Source organism: Paenibacillus sp. HJGM_3 (assembly GCF_045062745.1).
GTDB lineage: Bacteria > Bacillota > Bacilli > Paenibacillales > NBRC-103111 > Paenibacillus_AA.
Genome location: NZ_JBJGED010000016.1, coordinates 1 through 17,608, shown reverse-complemented (window position 1 = coordinate 17,608; position 17,608 = coordinate 1). Strand labels below are relative to the sequence as shown.

General features: G+C 58.3%; 16 protein-coding genes. 11 read left to right on the top strand and 5 right to left on the bottom strand.

The window, feature by feature from the left end; genetic code table 11:
- The first annotated feature begins 6 nt into the window (after window positions 1–6).
- Window positions 7–1,401 (top strand): GldG family protein, encoded by a 1,395-nt coding sequence (locus tag ACI5FR_RS17975; protein ID WP_405456750.1) that lies wholly within the window; start codon window positions 7–9, stop codon window positions 1,399–1,401.
- Window positions 1,398–2,309: a DUF4340 domain-containing protein gene (locus ACI5FR_RS17970; protein ID WP_405456748.1), complete on the top strand. Its 912-nt coding sequence runs from the start codon at window positions 1,398–1,400 to the stop codon at window positions 2,307–2,309. The genes ACI5FR_RS17975 and ACI5FR_RS17970 overlap by 4 nt, the downstream gene beginning before the upstream one ends.
- Window positions 2,310–2,351: 42 nt before the next feature.
- On the opposite strand, the gene ACI5FR_RS17965 is transcribed toward ACI5FR_RS17970, so the two are convergent.
- The gene (locus ACI5FR_RS17965) at window positions 2,352–2,558 is read right to left on the bottom strand and encodes a DUF1657 domain-containing protein (RefSeq protein WP_405456746.1); all 207 of its coding nucleotides are present in this window, start codon (window positions 2,556–2,558) and stop codon (window positions 2,352–2,354) included.
- 201 nt (window positions 2,559–2,759) lie between these two features.
- On the opposite strand from ACI5FR_RS17965, the gene ACI5FR_RS17960 reads away from it, so the two are divergent.
- From ACI5FR_RS17960 to gap, 3 genes are all read left to right on the top strand, one after another.
- Entirely contained in the window at window positions 2,760–3,620 is an 861-nt protein-coding gene (locus tag ACI5FR_RS17960; protein ID WP_405456744.1) for a DUF421 domain-containing protein, read from the top strand.
- Between the two features lie 19 nt (window positions 3,621–3,639).
- Complete coding sequence (gene spoVAD / locus ACI5FR_RS17955; RefSeq protein ID WP_405456742.1) at window positions 3,640–4,662, top strand: stage V sporulation protein AD; 1,023 nt, start codon at window positions 3,640–3,642, stop codon at window positions 4,660–4,662.
- A 203-nt stretch (window positions 4,663–4,865) separates the two neighbouring features.
- Window positions 4,866–5,915 carry a type I glyceraldehyde-3-phosphate dehydrogenase gene (gap, locus tag ACI5FR_RS17950; protein WP_405456741.1) on the top strand — a complete coding sequence of 350 codons (1,050 nt, stop codon included), beginning with the start codon at window positions 4,866–4,868 and terminating at the stop codon, window positions 5,913–5,915.
- Window positions 5,916–5,929: 14 nt separating this feature from the next.
- Here the strand turns inward: gap and ACI5FR_RS17945 are convergent, their stop codons facing one another.
- Window positions 5,930–6,541 (bottom strand): class I SAM-dependent methyltransferase, encoded by a 612-nt coding sequence (locus tag ACI5FR_RS17945; protein ID WP_405456739.1) that lies wholly within the window; start codon window positions 6,539–6,541, stop codon window positions 5,930–5,932.
- A gap of 194 nt (window positions 6,542–6,735) precedes the next feature.
- On the opposite strand from ACI5FR_RS17945, the gene ACI5FR_RS17940 reads away from it, so the two are divergent.
- Window positions 6,736–7,662 (top strand): acetamidase/formamidase family protein, encoded by a 927-nt coding sequence (locus tag ACI5FR_RS17940; RefSeq protein WP_405456737.1) that lies wholly within the window; start codon window positions 6,736–6,738, stop codon window positions 7,660–7,662.
- Window positions 7,663–7,677: 15 nt separating this feature from the next.
- Window positions 7,678–8,769, top strand: coding sequence for a F0F1 ATP synthase subunit beta (locus ACI5FR_RS17935; RefSeq protein WP_405456735.1), 1,092 nt, complete (start codon window positions 7,678–7,680; stop codon window positions 8,767–8,769).
- Here the strand turns inward: ACI5FR_RS17935 and ACI5FR_RS17930 are convergent.
- The 3 genes from ACI5FR_RS17930 to ACI5FR_RS17920 form a co-directional block, all read right to left on the bottom strand.
- Window positions 8,742–9,215, bottom strand: coding sequence for a dihydrofolate reductase (locus ACI5FR_RS17930; protein WP_405456987.1), 474 nt, complete (start codon window positions 9,213–9,215; stop codon window positions 8,742–8,744). The two genes, ACI5FR_RS17935 and ACI5FR_RS17930, sit on opposite strands and share 28 nt — an antisense overlap.
- A gap of 72 nt (window positions 9,216–9,287) precedes the next feature.
- Window positions 9,288–10,082, bottom strand: a complete 795-nt coding sequence (gene thyA / locus ACI5FR_RS17925; protein WP_405456732.1) for a thymidylate synthase — start codon at window positions 10,080–10,082, stop codon at window positions 9,288–9,290.
- An 89-nt stretch (window positions 10,083–10,171) separates the two neighbouring features.
- Window positions 10,172–10,966, bottom strand: a complete 795-nt coding sequence (locus ACI5FR_RS17920) for a DeoR/GlpR family DNA-binding transcription regulator (protein ID WP_405456731.1) — start codon at window positions 10,964–10,966, stop codon at window positions 10,172–10,174.
- Window positions 10,967–11,221: 255 nt separating this feature from the next.
- Between ACI5FR_RS17920 and ACI5FR_RS17915 the strand changes: the two genes are divergently transcribed.
- The 4 genes from ACI5FR_RS17915 (at window position 11,222) to ligA (ending at window position 17,340) form a co-directional block, all read left to right on the top strand.
- Window positions 11,222–11,800 (top strand): PspC domain-containing protein, encoded by a 579-nt coding sequence (locus ACI5FR_RS17915; protein ID WP_405456729.1) that lies wholly within the window; start codon window positions 11,222–11,224, stop codon window positions 11,798–11,800.
- Between the two features lie 317 nt (window positions 11,801–12,117).
- Window positions 12,118–12,813 (top strand): heptaprenylglyceryl phosphate synthase, encoded by a 696-nt coding sequence (gene pcrB / locus ACI5FR_RS17910; protein WP_405456726.1) that lies wholly within the window; start codon window positions 12,118–12,120, stop codon window positions 12,811–12,813.
- A gap of 36 nt (window positions 12,814–12,849) precedes the next feature.
- The gene (gene pcrA / locus ACI5FR_RS17905) at window positions 12,850–15,246 is read left to right on the top strand and encodes a DNA helicase PcrA (RefSeq protein WP_405456724.1); all 2,397 of its coding nucleotides are present in this window, start codon (window positions 12,850–12,852) and stop codon (window positions 15,244–15,246) included.
- Between the two features lie 93 nt (window positions 15,247–15,339).
- On the top strand, window positions 15,340–17,340 hold the full coding sequence (ligA, locus tag ACI5FR_RS17900) for an NAD-dependent DNA ligase LigA (RefSeq protein ID WP_405456985.1): 2,001 nt from the start codon (window positions 15,340–15,342) through the stop codon (window positions 17,338–17,340).
- Window positions 17,341–17,608 lie beyond the last annotated feature (268 nt).

Below are 17,608 nucleotides of genomic sequence, written 5' to 3'. Positions count from 1 at the left end.
AGACGTGTGAATAAATGGATCCGGGGTACGAACGCGACGGTGCTGTCGCTAGCGGTTATCGGTATTTTTATCGTCGCTACGATCTTCCTGCACTCGCTCACGGGCATTCAATGGGATTTGACCAAAGACAAGCAGTATACGCTGTCGGAGCAGACTCTGAGCATGCTGAAGAAGCTGGATAAGGACGTGAAGATCACCGCGTTTACCGGCGTGCAGCAGCAAGGCGACGACGTCATGAACCGACATGTGATCGATCTGCTGAAAGAATATGAGAAGCGCAACAGCCACATTAAGCTGGAGGAGATCGACCCGATCAGAGAGCCGTCGAAGGCGGCCCAATACCAGATCGACGCCGTCGGGACGACCATCTTCGAAAGCGGAGGCAAAACCCAAAAGGTATATAGCTATGAGCTGTTCCAGCAAGGCTCCACGGAAAGCTCCTATCAGTTCACGGGGGAAGAGAAGTTCACGCAGACGCTCCTTACTCTGGGCTCCGATGTGAAGCACCCGGTCTACTTCCTGTCCGGTCATAATGAGCTTCCGTCCAGTCAAATGTCCGTGTTCCGCAATGGGCTGGAAGGTGCCGGCTATACACTGGGCGACCTGAACCTGTTCAAAGAAGGCAAAGTGCCGGACGACGCGGAAGCGATCTTCCTGATCGGGCCTCAGAACGATTTGGACGAGAAGGAAGCGACGGCACTTAAGGAGTATGTCAAAGGCAAGGGCAAGCTGTATATTGCAGTCAGCTATGCCAAGGACATGACCAAGTGGAAGAACATCAACGACCTGTTGAACGCGATTAACGTAAAAAATCCAAACGCGATCGCGCTGGAGACCGGCCGGACCTCGCTGAACGACCAGCTGACGATTATTCCGGAATACGGCTCCCATGAAATCACCAGCGAGCTGTCTGCTCAGAACCGGGTGACAATCATGCCGCTGGCGCTCGTGCTGCAGACCGATACCGCGAATACGGACTACAGGGCGAACGCGCTGCTCTCCACCACCGACAAGGCCTACGGAGAGACGGATCTCGCCCAGCTTGAAGCAACGAGCAAGACAACGAAGGGCGATGCGGACCTGACGGGACCGCTGGATATTGCCTATGCGGTGCAAGACAAGGACAACAAGCCGAAGGCCGTCGTCATCGGGACCGCGCAATTCCTGATTGACCAGGTTGTCATGCAGCAAGGCAACAAGGACTTCGCGCTCAACGCGGTCGGCTGGCTCCAAGAACAAACGGATATGATCACGATCCGCCCACGGGAAGAAGCTCAAATGCAGCAAGCGATGCTCATGCCGGGCGACCGGACAAAAATTTTCTATGGCACTCTCTTAGGCTTCCCGCTTCTGTTCCTCGTTATTGGCGGCGTGATCTGGTGGAGGAGGAGAAAAGGATGAAGCGTTTCCTGCCGACGATCATCCTGGTTGTAGTCTGCATCGCCGGGTTCTGGTACGCGTCTAGTCAAAATTTCTTCAAGAAGGAAGAAGAGGCAACGACGAAGCCGCTCGTGACGGTGAAGAAGGAAGACATTACCGCCTTTAGCTTAAAAACAGGGACCGATACGGTGGAGCTGCAGTTGAAGGACAACGTCTGGTCCATGTCAAAGCCGTCGGCCCTGCCGCTTAGCACGATGGATGTGGATGGGTGGACGTCGTCATTCGTCTCGTTGACGCAAGACGGGGAAGTGGACGCGAATCCGAGCGACCTGGCCGGGTTCGGGCTGGCGACTCCGGCGAGCGAGTACACGGTGACGCTGAAGAATGGGTCGACTCAGACGGTGCAGGTCGGCAACCCGCTACCGATAGCCGGGTATAGCTATGTCAAGCTTAAGGATGCCCCGAACGTGTATAAGGTGAGCGATACGACGCTTCAGGGCTTGCAGAAGCAGCCGATCGATTTCATGAAGAAGATGCCGATCGAATTCACTTACAGCGACGTGCAGAGCTTGGCGATGACTTGGAACGGCGCGAGCAAAACGCTGACCAAGTCGGACACGACGAAGACGGCGAGTGAGTCGACGTGGAAGTTCGGCGAGAAGGAGCTGCAAGGCACAGATGCGACGGCTGTGCTCGACAAAGCGCTGCTGCTGTCGACCGACCAGCTCGCGAAGCCTGCCTCGCAAGTAACCGCAGGAGCGCCGGAGCTGAAGGTGGATGTGAAACAGAGCAAGGAGGGCAAGGAGACGACGGAGTCGTACACGGGCAAGGTGGACGGCGACAACGTCTGGATCGTCAAGCAAGGCGACACTTGGGCATATGCCGTCGCGAAGACGACGGTGCAAGAGATGTTCGATGCGTTGCAATAAGGGTTGGAAAGGCGAGCCGGTTTTCGAGGCTCGCCTTTTTGGTTAGAAGCCTTTGTATTGAGGTTCTTCGTTTTCCAATTGCTGAACCCGGCCTTCAACCTGCTGAAGAATTTGTTGGGTTTGTTGAGCTGCATTCGTGAACAGCGTTTTGGCTTCTTGATTCTGTGTGGCCAAAGCGAATTGCTCGAGGCTGGCCTGCGCGCTCTTTAAGGAAGCTACGCAAGTTTTCACATCGGACGCTACCGTCATTTTGATCACCTCCCTAGTTGAGAACGAGTATAATTTGTCCAGCTATTGCTGAAAAAAACAAGATAAAAAATGGCAGTCCCTTGGATGTTAATTTCCTGAAGTGGAAATTGATTTTCATCGTTCGGCTTCATAAGGACTGGCGGTTTAACAAACAATTTTAACGGTTGGAATCCGACATGGCTGCTAAGAAGGAGGTTCGGTATGCCCAATTGGGTGGAAGTTGGCGTCCGTACGTTAACCGCAGTTGTCATCCTTTACGCGATGACCAAAATATTAGGCAAACGACAAGTCACTCAGCTGTCCTTATTCGAATACATCACCGGGATTACAATCGGTAACATTACAGCATCTATATCCTTGGACTTGGACTCGTCGTGGTATTTAGGCCTGATTTCCATAACCGTGTGGGTTTGTGTTTCTCTGGGAATCGCCTTTTTACAGATGAAAAGCAAGACGATGCGCGACTTTATCGACGGCAAAGCCACGGTGCTGATTAAAGACGGAAAAGTGATGGAAGACAATTTGAAAAAAGAACGGCTTACATCCGATGAACTGATGCAGCAACTGCGCAAGAAACGGGTATTCAGGGTGGCGGATGTGGAATTCGCGATTATGGAGCCGAACGGAGAAATCAACGTGTTGTTGACCAGGGAGAATCAACCGTTGACCCCAAGGCATCTGGGCATCAAAGTCGGTCCCGAACAGGAGCCGCAATCGGTCATCATGGACGGCCAAATCTTGGACGAGCCTTTGGCTACTTTAGGATTAAACCGGCAATGGTTAAATACGGAATTGGAAAAGCTCGGGGTGGCCTTGGAAAATGTGTACCTGGGTCAAGTTGATTCCTATGGCCAATTATTTGTCGATTTGTATGACGATCAGATTAAAGTTCCCGTACCGCAGGAAAAAGCGGCGCTGTTCGCCACATTAAAGAAGTGCGAAGGGGATTTGATGCTATTCGGTTTAACTACAAAAAGTAAAAAGGCGAAGGACATGTACGAACAATGCTCGAAGCAAATGGAACAAATAATTGACGAATTGACGCCCGTACTTCACCGGTGAGAGAAGGAGGAGTTCAAGGATGCTGACCGGACACCAAAGCTGGACGTTTAAGAATCGGCCGGTTATTCGGGGGGCGGCCACGGTTGTCGGTCCTTTCGAAGGCCAAGGCCCGCTGGCCAATGATTTTGATATCATTCACGGAGATTTGCGGTTAGGTCAGGACAGCTGGGAGAAGGCGGAAAGAACCTTGCTGGAGGAAGCCGCCAAACTCGCGATCGAGAATGCCGGCTTGACCCAGGAGCAAGTGAATTTCTTCCTGGGCGGGGATCTGATGAACCAGATCATCAGCACCAGCTTCGCCGCACGTACATTGACGATTCCCTATATCGGGATGTTCGGGGCCTGCTCCACTTCCATGGAGAGTCTGGCGGTCGCGTCACAGCTCATCAACTCCGGATCGGCCAAATTCGCGGTGGCCAGTGCTTGCAGCCATAACGCTTCCGTAGAAAAGCAGTTCCGGTATCCGACGGAATACGGCTCGCAAAAGCCGCCGACCGCTCAATTCACGGTTACAGGCGCAGGTGCGTCGGTGGTGGCTCGGGAAGGCGAGGGGCCGATCGTGACCCAAGCCACAATAGGCCGAATCGTGGATATGGGCATTAAGGATCCGTTCAACATGGGCGCTGCGATGGCGCCGGCAGCGGTCGATACGATTCAGGCTCATCTTCGCGACCTGGAATTAGAGCCGGGCCATTACGACCTCATCGTGACCGGCGACCTCGGCAAGGTCGGGTATGACATCGCCTGCGAATTGCTCGAGGAACATAAAGTGCCGATCCATCAAACCCGCTATAACGACTGCGGCAAAATGATCTACGACTATAATAAACAGAATGTCCAGGCGGGTGCCAGCGGGGCCGGCTGCTCCGCGGTCGTCACGTACGGACATCTGCTGAAGCAAATGCACAAGGGAGAGCTCAACCGGATTCTTGTCGTCGCGACTGGAGCCCTGCTCTCCCCGCTGAGCTTCCAACAAGGGGAGAGCATTCCCTGTATCGCCCATGCGGTCGCGATTGAAAATAAGGGCTATGCGAATCCGTGAAACTCGGGTGGGATGGCGTGAATAAAAGGAACGACAAGGACCGTCAGGGTGTGCTTCCCCTAGCGGTTCTTCTTTGTGGTCACAATCAATCATATAATACATACTATATAGGGATTAAAGCGAAATATATTGCGTCATAAATGATCTGCGGCTATAATAAAACCAAAAGTAAGCTATGAAAAATGACGGCAGGGGGACGAAAGATGGAACCGAGAATCGCGATCAGCGGGACAGGCCGCATCGGCAGACTGGTGCTGCGGCGTGCGTTTACGAAGGGGTTGAGCCAGGGAGAGATCGTGGCGGTGAACACGACGAGTCCGATTGAGACCGTCGCCCACCTGTTGCAATATGACACCGTACATGGCAAGTGGGACGCCGATATTCGCGTGGAGGATGGGCACTTGGTGCTGAACGGTCATCGGCTCGCGGTCGTGTCCGAGCGCGAGCCGGCGCAGCTCCCGTGGCGTAGCCTGGGTATCGATATCGCGATTGACGCCACCGGGAAGTTCAACGATCGCCGCGGGGCGAGCCAGCACCTGGCGGCCGGTGCGGGGCGCGTTGTGCTGACGGCTCCGGGGAACGGCGCCGACCGGACTGTAGTGATGGGTGTGAACGAAACTAGCTTCCAGCCGGAGAGAGACCGCATCGTCTCGACGGCCTCCTGCACGACGAACTGCCTGGCGCCCGTACTGGATATTCTGGACGAGGCGTTCCGGGTCCAATCCGCCTGGATGACGACGGTGCATGCGTTCACGAATGACCAGAATCATCTAGACAATCCGCATAAGGATCTGCGCCGGGCGCGAGCCTGTACGCAGTCGATCGTCCCGACCTCGACGGGCGTGGGCAAGGCGCTCGCCGACGTCCTGCCGCATCTCGCCCCGCGCATTCATGGCTTGTCGCTCCGCGTCCCGACGCAGGACGTCTCGGTCGTCGATCTGACCGCCCAACTGGCGGCTCCGGCTTCTGTGGAAGCCGTAAGAGACGCGTTCCGCCGGGCGGTCTCCGGACGTTACGCGCCTTATGTAGAGTACAATGAGCTGCCGCTCGTCTCGAGCGACTACATCGGCAATGAGAAGTCCGCCATCGTGGACGGCCTGTCGCTCATGACATCCGGCCATCAGGTGAAGCTGCTCGCCTGGTATGACAACGAATGGGGCTATGCGTCCCGGGTCGTTGATTTCGTCGAATATGCGGCCGGTATGGATATGGTTCGCACCGGGTCGAATTGGAATGAAGCGGCTGCGCAGTAGCGTTTATGCGTCGACTAAGCAAGTACGAGTGATTGGAAGTGCGGAGCCCCGTCCGGCTGCGGAATCGTCTCGAACCGAACGACACGGAACACTTCCTCCACGGCGTGCAGCAGGTTCGTATCGCTGTACATGGCGAAGAACCGCTTCGGCTCATAGTGGTCCTGCTCCCATATGCCCTCGGAGTCGTTCCCTCCATAGACGCCCATGAAGAACAGACCGCCCGGCTTCAGCACGCGCCGGATCTCCTGCAGAACGTCCGGCAGCTCCCGCTTCGGCAAATGCAGCAGGCAATTCAGAGCATAGACGCCGTCGAAGACCGCTTCGGGGAACTCGAGCCGGCGGAAGTCCATCAGGCGTGCGTCCAGCCCCTTGGCCCGGCACAGCCGCACCATCTCCGGAGAGGCGTCCGTGCTCGTCACGGAGAGCCCTTCGTTCTTGAAGAAGTAGCTGTCGCGTCCCGGTCCGGCACCCAGCTCCAGCAGCGTGCGCGCTCCGGCTTCCTGCAGCAGGCCGAGGTATTCGCTGCGGACGCGAAGCTTCCAGTCGCTGATCTCCATGCCGTCCCGCTCCTCGGCGTGGTTGTTGTACGATTGAATGAGTTGCTGTTGAATGATCGCTTCGGTCATTGTCATCATCGCTCCTTGACGAGTGGTCATACGCATACATCTATCATGACAGGAACAACAGTTCGTGTCAATTGAATGCACCTGAGAAAACTGTCTGAGAAATGACAGTTTTTTATTTTGCGTTCTTGCATTGAAGAGTAATTATGTGTACTCTTTAAAGTAATAATACTTAAATTTCTTTAGGAGGCGATCTCTTGACCATTCATGATTTGGAGCCCGATCGAGCAAACCTGCACGGCACATTTTCGCGCGACTATGCCCCCGTCCTGACGATCCGGTCCGGTGATACGGTGCGGTTCCGTACGTTGGATGGAGGCTGGGGGCTGGAACCGGGATTGCCCGGCGTTCGCAAACGTGTGCCCAAGGAAGGTCCCCGCGATCACGGCCACGCCTTGTGCGGTCCGGTCGCAATCGTTGGAGCGGAGCCCGGCATGACGCTGGAAATCCGGATCAACGAGATTCGTCCGGGCGGCTGGGGCTGGAGCGGAGCGGGCGGCTTCGCCCATCCGGTGCTGGAGTGGCTCGACCTGGCGAAGGGCGAAGAGCTGCACATGAATTGGCTGCTGAACGGGCATACGATGGTCGGAACCAGCGACCGGGGGCACCGAGTGGCGCTTCGGCCGTTCATGGGCGTCATGGGCATGCCCTCGGCGGAGAATACCGTGCACACCTCATTCATCCCGAGACCCCAGGGTGGCAATCTGGATTGCAAGGAATTGGTCGCAGGAAGTACATTGTACTTGCCGATCGCCGTGTCGGGCGGCCTGTTCTCGGTAGGCGACGGCCACGCCGTGCAAGGGGACGGCGAAGTCGGCGTTCCTGCGCTTGAATGCCCGATGGACTTGGTCGATCTGACGTTTCGCGTAAGGGACGAGATGCGGCTTACGCTGCCTCGGGCCAAGACGGCGTCGGCCTGGATCACGTTCGGGTTCCATGAGGATCTGAACGAGGCGAGAATGATTGCTCTCTCGGCCATGCTGGATTTGATGGGCGAGCTGTATGGGTACGATCGCCGCGAAGCGCTGGCGCTCGCCAGTCTCGTCGTCGACCTAAGGATCACACAGATCGTGAACGGGATTCAAGGGGTGCATGCGGTCCTGCCGCATGGCTCGATTCGATAAGGGGAGAAACTCGCCATGTATGAAGAGATCCAACTGAATGTGCCGCTGTTGAAACGCCGCGTGCCGAACCTGACGTCGGCTGCCAAGGCGGTCGGGCTTCGTGCGGCGACCGTCTCCAATCTATGCACCGGGCGCATCCCGATCGGACGCGCCGAAGTGCGCACGCTTGTCACGCTGGCCTCCCTCGCAGGGTGCACGCTGGATGAGCTCATCATCCGCGGCGGCGGAGCGGGCATGATCGAGACGGGCATCAAATGCCTCGATCTGTTCGCGCCCTTGGTCCGGGGCGGGACGATCGGCCTGGTGGCCCGGCCGAACATGGGGCAGCTCGTGCTGCTGCAGGAGCTCATGCGGAGGTTGAAGCAGCAAGAGGTAGCTTCGGTATTCTGGACGCCCAAGCAAACCGTAACCGGCGTTGAAGACGTGTGCGGAGAGGCGGAGGCAGTGTGCCGCACGCTGCAAGAAACCGTCCAGGCGGTGAGCCGCTTGCGGGCCGACCGCGACGTCCTGCTGGGCGCCGATCGGGAGGTTGTGCTGTCCGGGGAGTGGTTCGAGCTGCGGGAGCAGCTGCAGGAAGCCGGTGCTCGCCATGTGACGCTCGTGCTCGTCGATACGCGCGGGGAAGCCGTGGACGAGGAGTCCCCGTATGGGCCTCTCGACACGCTGTGGCGATTCGACATGGGGCTGATCGCCCAAGGGTTCTACCCGGCGATCGACCCGGTCTCGTCCGCCTCGGTGTTGTCGGAGGGCGCGTACCTCGATACCGCGCACCTGTCGATCCAGCACCGGGCGAGGAAGCTGCTTCGCCGGTACCGGGAGCTGCGGGCGCTAGTGCAAGCGCGCAGCAACACGAAGGGCCAGGCGCAAGCGCCTGACCCGGAGAAGTTCTCTCTGCCCGAGGCAGAGGCGGCCGTCTATCGGACAGGCGAGCGCCTCGAGGCGTTCCTGACCCAGCCGTTCTATGTAGCCGAGACGTTCACGGGACGAGCAGGCGAGTGGGTCCCTCTCTCCGATACGCTGGAGGGCGTACGCCGCATTCTCGACGGCGCCGTCGACCAAGTGGAGCCCGCCCGGTTGACTTACTCGGGCCGGCTGACTCTCTCGTAGACGAGGAACTCATAGCGGTACGGGTTCTTCTCATCGGTGAGCCCCGGTTCCCTGGATACGAGCGTCCACTCGGACAGATCGAATTCGGGGAAATACGTGTCGCCTTCGAACTCGTGGTCGATCTCGGTGATATAGAGCCGGTCAGCCACCGGGAGGAAGAGGGCGTATACTTCCGAGCCGCCGATGACAAACAATTTCTCCCGCTCGGCGATGCGGAGCGCTTCCTCGACCGTATGCACGACCGTACAGCCTTCAGCCGTGAAGCCGCGTTCCCGGGTCAGCACGATATTGTGCCGCTTCGGGAGCGGCTTTTTGCTAAGGGAGTCATACGTTTTGCGTCCCATCAGGATGGCGTGTCCCGACGTGACCGTCCGGAAATACGCTTGCTCCGCCGGCAGCCGCCACGGCATGCCGTTATTCCGTCCGATCAACCGGCGGCGGTCCATCGCCCAGATGAGCGAGATGGGATGGCTAGAAGAAGTAGTAGTCAATGGGGCCATGTCCTCCAGTCCTGAGTGTTAGATCGCAATCGGCGCCTTGATCGAAGGGTGGTAGCGATAGTCGACGAATTCGAAGTCCTCGTACCGATAGTCGAAGATTGAATCCGGCTTCCGGTTAATCCGCAAGGTTGGCAGCGGGAAGGGCTCCCTGGACAATTGCAGCTCGACCTGCTCCAGATGGTTCAAATAAATGTGCACGTCCCCGCCGGTCCATACCAGATCCCCGACGTCCAAGCCGCACTGCTCGGCGACCATATGTGTGAGCAGCGCATAGCTGGCGAGGTTGAACGGCAGCCCCAGGAACGTATCGACCGACCGCATCTGGAACATGCAGCTCAGCTTGCCGTTTGCGACATAGAATTGGAAGGCGTAATGGCACGGCGGCAGAGCCATCTTGTCGATTTCCCCTACGTTCCACGCGTTCACCAGGTGCCGTCGCGAATCGGGATTGCGGCGGATCGCTTCGACGACGTTCGTAATCTGATCGATGACCCGGCCGTCGGGGGTATGCCATGTACGCCATTGCGAGCCGTAGACCGGACCGAGGTTGCCGTCCGCGTCGGCCCATTCGTCCCAGATCGACACCTTGTTGTCTGTCAAATATTGAATGTTCGTGGCGCCGCTCAGGAACCAGATCAGCTCATGAATGACCGATTTCAGATGAATGCGCTTCGTCGTAAGCAGCGGAAACCCTTGCTGCAGGTCGAACCGCAGTTGCCGCCCGAACACGGAGATCGTGCCGGTGCCGGTCCGGTCCTCCTTGCGCACGCCGTTATCCCGGATGTCTTTCAATAGCTCCAGATAAGATTTCATAAGATCCGTAACCCGCTTTCCGTAAGAAGGATGCCTACATTATAACAAAACGCCGCCCTGAGCGTCAGGCGTAAATGTCCCAAACACACCTATCGCTCGTCCCCGGCGCAGATCCAGTTCACGTCATGCTCCCGCAAATAAGCGCCCCAAGCCTCAGGCGCCGCCACGTCGCTCACCACGATGTGGATTTGCCGCAAATCCGCAATTTTATAAAAATGCACGCGCCCGAACTTGGAACGGTCGGTCATCACGATGCATTGTCCCGACCGGTCCATAATTTTGCGCGCCAGCCGTCCCCGTTCGGGATCGAAAGTTGTAATGCCCTTCTCCAGCATCATGCCGTCGATCGACAGGAACGATTTGTCCACATGGAAGCTCTCCGCCATCTGCTCCGCGAACGCCCCGGATACCCGCGCATGCTTGGCGCTCACGCGGCCCCCGATCATGATGATGTCGCCGTCGAACCGCCCTTGGTTCGCGTAATCGATCAGCAGGTGCAGAACCGGAACCGCGATGGTCAGGACGGTTACATGGCGCTTGTCCAGCATATAGGGAAGCAGCTGCTCCGTCGTCGTCCCGTCATCGATGTAGATCACATCGCGATCCTCGATGAGAGAAGCGGCGGTCCGGCCGATCCGCTGTTTCTCCTCCGCATGAATAATCTCCCGGTTCATATAGGAGAGCTCCTCGCGGGACACGTCGGGCTTGACCGCCCCTCCGTAGACGCGCTTCAGCCGATGCTGCTCCTCCAGCTCCTCCAAGTACCGGCGGATCGTCTCCGAGGACACTTGCAGCCGGTCCACCAGATCGTTCGTCCGGACTTTGCCTTCCAGCTGCAGCAGCTGCAGTATATACGCTTTGCGTTCTTCTCCGATTAGGGACACCGAACCGTCCTCCTTGCTCCGCCCAAGATGCGCTCGATTCCATTATAGCATAAGAATAACGGTGGCCTGTCCATCCTTTCGGGTAGGTGATGACAGGCTATGCAACGAGCCGATTCTGTATTACGATGGAGCAGGGGCATCGCATATGGCGGAAGCCTCGACCATAGTCTAGGATTGCGACCGACCGGGGTCCATAGAAGACGACATCGAGATTCGTTACAATAGAGATACAATCCAGTAGAGGGGCTGAGCACCTTGACCAAATTATACCGTTCGCGAACCGACTCGAAGCTGTTCGGACTGTGCGGCGGCTTAGCGCAAATGATTAACGTAGACTCCACGCTGCTGCGTGTTATCGTCATAATTACCGCGTTCTTCTCCGGGGGGACGGTAATTCCGATTTACTTCATCGCTTGCCTCGTCATCCCGAAGGAGCCGGCCTTCGATTTCCCCGACCCTGCGTCGCACGGGCCTTACTACGGGCCCAACTACGGGCCGACCCCGGGGCGAAATACGGGCTACTATGGCGGCAGCCAGTCGGCGGGGCATTCGACAGGCTTTCAACCGAGCGGAGCGCGCTCTTATGGGCAAGGACAGCCGAACCCGCCTAGCGGATTCGGGCCGCAGCCGGGTCCGCAAGCGCCCGGGTCTCAAGGGCCGGGACCGGTGCCGGGGCAGCCGTTCCCGCCGCGCGAATCGACGGTTGACGAGATGATGCGCGACATGGAGAAGAAGATGCTGCAGAGGGAGATCGACGAGCTGCGCGCCAAGCTCGCCCAGTATGAGCTGAAAAACCGCAATCCGGGTCCGGAAGGCGGCAATGAAGAGCGTTAAGCGGTTAGAGCTTTGATGAGAGCTTTGATGAGAGCTTTGGACACCCCGAAATCGGGACGGTCCGAAGCTTTTTTACGTATGAGGATATCGTAATCCCGGGGTCCCCGCAAAGGGGCTCTGCCCTGGAATAAGCTCCAGAGGCCCACGTCACTTTGTGGGGTTTCATTACGATTGCGAACATACATTCGATTTTGCTATGATAAGGCTGACGACCGAAGTACGGAACCGCAGCGGCTTAGCAGGCAATGCCCATTTGACACCCCTACCGGTGTATTTTAGACTGAGAGTAACAGACCATCACAAGCGAGGTAGCGAAGTTGAGGATTGACTTGAGCCGCTGGCGGCACGTATTCAAGCTGGACCCGGACCGGGAGCTGACCGAGGAAGCATTGGAGCGGCTATGCTCGTCCGGGACGCATGCGGTTATCGTAGGGGGTTCCACCGGAGTCACCTTCGACAATACCGTGGAGCTGTTGGGGCGCATTCGCCGCTACGAGCTGCCTTGCGTACTGGAAGTGTCCGACCTGGACGCCATCGTCCCCGGATTCGACCTCTACTTGATCCCGATCGTGCTGAACGCCTCCGATCCCCGTTGGATCGTGGGCAACCAGATGGAGGCGATTCGCGAGTACGGTCCGATGATGCCGTGGGAGGACATAGTGCCGGAAGGCTACGTCATCCTGAACCCGGCCTCGACCGCCGCTCGGCTGACGGGGGCCGACACAACGCTTGCCGCCAAGGATGTGCTGGCTTACGCCAAGCTGTGCGATCGGTTGCTGAAGCTGCCGGTGTTCTACCTTGAATATAGCGGCACTTTCGGGGACATGGAGCTCGTTCGTCGGGTTGCCGCGGGGCTGGAGCGGTCGCGGTTCTTTTATGGAGGCGGCATCGACAGGTTGGACAAGGCTCGGGAGGCGGCCGGCGCGGCGCATACGATCGTTGTGGGCAATATCGTGTACGAGGACCTGGAGCGGGCGCTCAGCACCGTTCGTATTTTAGAGGAAGACCGGTAGACGGACCGCATTACATGAATGAAAGGTTGTTAGGCTATGAATCCTTCTCTTGACATACATGACGCTATATCGAGATTGAATCCGGAGCAGCAGAAGGCGGCGAGGACGCTGGAAGGGCCTGTGCTGATCATGGCGGGGGCGGGCAGCGGCAAGACCAGGGTGCTGACTCACCGGATCGCCTATCTCATCGCGACGCGGAAGGCGGCCCCGTGGAGCATTCTCGCCATCACGTTCACGAACAAGGCGGCCCGGGAGATGCAGGAGCGGGTGGGGAAGCTCGTCGGTCCGTCCGCAGGCGACATCTGGGTGTCGACCTTCCACTCGATGTGCGTGCGCATTTTGCGCCGGGATATCGAACGGATCGGCTACACGTCCAATTTCACCATTCTCGATTCCACCGACCAGCTCTCCGTCATCAAGAACTGCATGAAGGAACTGAACCTCGACACGAAGAAAATCGAACCGAAGGCGGTTCAAGCGGAGCTGGGCAATGCCAAAAACGAGCTGCAGACGCCCGAGCAGTACGAGGCCAAGGCCGGAAGCGATTACTTCCTGAGCCGGTGTGCGCAGGTGTACAAGCTGTATCAGAAAAAGCTCAAGAGCAACAACTCGCTCGACTTCGACGATCTGATCATGAAGACGACGGAGCTGTTCAAGAACGTACCTGAAGTGCTGGAGTTCTATCAGAATAAGTTCCAGTACATCCACGTGGACGAGTATCAGGATACGAACCGGGCCCAATACGTGCTCTGCCGCCTGCTCGCGGAGAAGCATCACAACCTGTGCGTCGTAGGGGATTCCGACCAGTCGATCTATCGCTGGCGGGGGGCCGACATTACGAATATTCTCAATTTCGAGAAGGATTATCCGGAATCGACGACCGTCTACCTGGAGCAGAACTATCGGTCGACCTCGAACATTCTCGACGCGGCGAACGCCGTGATCAACAACAATACCGGGCGTAAGGCGAAGAAGCTGTGGACCGATCAGAACGGGGGCAGCAAGCTGAAGCTGTTCCTGGCGGACTCGGAGCATGCGGAAGGCTACTATGTGGCGAATGAGATCATTCAGAACCGCAATCGGGGCAAGTCCTATGCCGAGCATGCCGTGCTGTACCGCACGAACGCGATGTCCCGGGTGATCGAGGAAATTTTCATCAAATCCGATATTCCGTATCAAATCGTGGGCGGAATCAAATTCTACGATCGTAAAGAAATCAAAGACCTGCTCGCCTATCTGCGGTTGGTGTCGAACCCGGACGACGATATCAGCTTGGCCCGGATCATCAATGTTCCGAAGCGGGGCATCGGGGACACGACGGTAGACAAACTGGCGGAGATGGCGGGTAGCCGGGGGATCTCGATCTTTGCCCTGCTGGAGCAGCTCGATGCGCTCGAATTGGGCGCCCGGTTCAAGAGCGCCTTGGCCGACTTCTATGCGACGATCCTCAACCTGCATTCGATGGTCGAGTACTTGTCCGTCACGGAGCTGACCGAGAAGATGCTCGAGCTCACCCGCTACCGGGACGACCTGCGGCGCGAGAACACGATTGAGTCGCAGTCCCGGCTCGAGAACATCGACGAGTTCCTGTCCGTAACGATGGACTTCGAGAAGCGGAACGAGGACAAGTCGCTCGTCAGCTTCCTGACGGACTTGGCCTTGATCGCCGATATCGACGCCGTCGATCAGGACGAGGACGAGGGGCCGAAGGAGAGCGTCATCCTCATGACGATGCATAGCGCGAAGGGTCTTGAGTTCCCCATCGTGTTCATCGTCGGCATGGAGGAGGGCGTCTTCCCGCACAGCCGCGCGTTCCTCGACAACGAGGAGCTCGAGGAGGAGCGCCGGCTCGCGTACGTCGGCATCACCCGGGCGGAGAAGGAGCTGCACCTGACCTGTGCCCGGGCGCGCACGTTGTACGGGAAGACGACGGCGAACGCCCCTTCGCGCTTCCTGCGCGAGGTGCCGGAGTCGCTCCTCGAATGGGTCGGCCCCGGCCGCGAGGGCGGCGGCTCGAGCTTCGGCTCGAGCTACGGGGCCACGGGCAGCTACGGCGGCGGCTATAGCCGTACGCCGTTCAGTGCCGGCGGAGCCGGCGCGGGCGCGGGCGGTTATGGCGCCCGGGGCGGCTCCGCCTATGGCGGCGGGCCTGCGGCCGCCGGCAGCTTTGGCACGCGCGCGTCCGCGGCGGCGCGCGGCGTGGCTCCGACCGGCGGGCCTGGCCGGCCGGTCGCTGGCGGTGCGGTCGGCGGCGGAGGCGCGCCGACCTCGTACGGCCACGGCGACAAGGTGTCCCACGGGAAGTGGGGCACCGGGGTGGTCGTGGCCGTGAAGGGCAGCGGCGACGACCAGGAGCTGCAGATCGCCTTTCCGGCGCCGGTGGGCGTGAAGCGCCTGCTGGCCAAGTTCGCGCCGATCACGAAGGTGCAATAATCCTAGTAAGATTAACCTATGAACGAGAGGAACGTGAGTCCGTTGTCCGAAGCCGAAGCGATCCCGACCGCGAACGAGGAAACCTTGAACAGCATGAAGCAGCTGATCGAAGAAATCAGCCGGCATAATTATGCTTACTACACGTTGGATCAACCTACGATTAGCGACAAGGAATACGATGAATTGTATGACCGGTTGGTGGCGCTGGAGCGGGAGTCTGGCCTCGTGCTGCCCCATTCGCCGACGCAGAGGGTGGGCGGCGAGACGCTCAGCGGCTTCGAACCGCACCGGCACCGGGCCCGCCTGTGGAGCCTGGACAAGGCTCAGAATCGGGACGCGCTGATGGCGTGGCACACTCGCGTGCAGAAGCTCGTGAACGATTACAACGCGAAGAACCCGGAGACCCCTCTGCCTACGCCGTCCTTTGTCGTGGAGTTGAAGTTCGACGGACTTTCCTTGAACCTGACCTATGAGGGCGGCCAATTGGTCCAAGCGGCGACCCGGGGCAACGGGGTTGTGGGGGAAGGCATCCTGGCCCAAGTGAAGACGATCAAGTCGATCCCGCTGGAGATTCCGTTCCGCGACGGCCTCATCGAAGTGCAAGGCGAAGGCATGATGTTCCTCTCGGTATTGGAAGCTTACAACAAGACGGCGGTGGAGCCGTTGAAGAATGCGCGCAATGCCGCGGCGGGCGCGCTGCGCAACCAGAATCCCAAGATCACGGCGGAGCGCCGGCTCGATGCCTTTATCTACAATATAGGGTATGCGGAGGGAGTCTCGTTTACCGACCACCAGGAGATGGTGGCGTTTCTGCGGGACAATCGGTTTAAGGTGAACCCTTATGTGCGGTTCCTCTCTACTATAGAAGAAGTGGCTGAAGAGCTCACCCAGCTCGAGGCCATTCGGCATACGTTCGATTATTTGATCGACGGCGGCGTTGTGAAGCTGGCCGATATGCGGACGCGCGAGGTGCTCGGTTATACGGACAAGTTCCCGCGCTGGGCGGTCGCCTTCAAGTTCGAGGCGGAGGAGACGACGACGATTCTGGAGTCGGTCACCTGGGAGATCGGCCGTACGGGCAAGCTGACGCCGGTCGCCACGGTGGAAGCGGTCGACCTGGCCGGGGTGACGGTGCAGAAGTGTACGCTCAACAACATCGGCGACATCGAGCGGAAGCGGCTCAAGCATGCGCTCGGCACCTCGGTGTTTATCCGCCGCTCCAACGACGTTATCCCAGAGATTCTCGGCAAGGTAACGGACGAGGATGACGGTGGCGAGATCATAATGCCGGATGTGTGCCCGGCCTGCGGCTCGACTTTGGAGATGCGAGGCGCGCACTTGTTCTGTCCGAACCGGCTCGGCTGCAAGCCGCAGCTGATCGGCCGCATTGCCCACTTCGCTTCGCGCGACGCGATGGATATCGAGACGTTCAGCGTGATGACGGCCGAGCAGCTGTTCGATGAGCTGGATGTCCGCGATCCCGCCGATCTGTATTCGCTTCAATATGATGACCTGATCAAGCTGGAGCGATTCGGGGAAAAGAAAGCCAAGAAGCTGCTCGAGGCGTTCGAAAAGAGCAAAGGACGCGACCTGCCGTCCTTCCTGTTCGCCCTCGGCATCGCCAACACGGGCAAGACTACGACGAAAGTGCTCGCCGATCATTTCGGCAGCCTAGACGCGCTCATGGCGGCTACGGCCGAAGAACTGACGACCCTGCCGGACATCGGCGGCATCGTGGCGGAGAGCATCGTCTCCTTCTTCGCCGACCCCGTGATGCGGCGGAGCGTGGAGCGGATGCAGGAGGCGGGCATCAACCCGGTCGTCGAGAAGTCCGCGGCCCCGGTCAATACCGACAACGTGTTCTACGGCAAAACGGTCGTCCTGACCGGCACGCTCAGTACGATGGGCCGCGACGAGGCGGCCAAGAAGTTGGAGGCGCTCGGCGCCAAGGTGACGGGAAGCGTGTCGAAGAAGACCGACTTCGTCATTGCGGGCGAGGCGGCCGGCAGCAAGCTGACGAAGGCGCAGGAGCTCGGCATCCGTATTATCGATGACGAAGCGGAGCTGCAGCGGCTGTTGGACGGAGGGGCCTGAGCAGCCCCTTCCGTCAGGAATAGATTTCTAGGCAAGCAACCCGAATTGAGGGTTGCTTTTCTGTTTTGAACCTGCTATTATATGTACTTGTGACCGACAAACTTCGATGAAATCTTCGAGTGTTTTCGGGCCGAAAGTTCCTTGAAAACTGAACAAATGAACGACGATGATAGCTCTTCGGAGCAAATCAAGCTAGTAACGTTTTAGAGCTTTAATCAGATTCACCTTTATGGAGAGTTTGATCCTGGCTCAGGACGAACGCTGGCGG